The sequence below is a fragment of the Halomonas sp. MES3-P3E genome (assembly GCF_002836035.1).
GTDB lineage: Bacteria > Pseudomonadota > Gammaproteobacteria > Pseudomonadales > Halomonadaceae > Vreelandella > Vreelandella arctica.
The window spans coordinates 1-423 of sequence record NZ_PJBT01000156.1 but is presented as its reverse complement, the minus strand read 5'-3'; the positions used below and the strand labels follow the sequence as shown (position 1 = coordinate 423).

Sequence of the window (423 nt, the reverse complement as noted above, 5' to 3'; positions counted from 1 at the left end):
ATGGCGTCCCAGATGCCGTAGAAGCGTTCCTTGTGCTCGTAGGCGGCCAGCAGTTGCGGGAATGCGCCTGTCCAGGTCTCCATGATCAGCCGTTCCCGATCTGAAACTTCGTGAGCGCGTTTCAGCAGGATCTTCCGGTCGCCCTTGAGGGTTCGGCTCTGGGAGGGTTTCAGCTCCTTTCTGAGGCCCTTGCGCACCTTCTCCAGGGCATCGTTGGCCATGCGTACCACATGGAACTTATCGACCACGATGCGGGCCTGTGGCAGCACGGCCTTGACCGCTGCCCGGTAAGGGTTCCACATGTCCATGCTGACGATCTCGACCTTCTGCCGGTCTTTCAGCTTCATCAGGTAATTGGTCACCACGTCCTGGCGGCGGGTGGCCAGCAGGTCGAGCAGGGTTCGCTCCTCGATGTTGGTCAGG

1 protein-coding gene is annotated in these 423 nt (G+C 60.5%); it reads right to left on the bottom strand.

Annotated features, from left to right (window positions below):
• A partial coding sequence (locus CXF87_RS12435) for a transposase (RefSeq protein ID WP_198556096.1) occupies nucleotides 1-423 on the bottom strand: 423 nt, incomplete at both ends.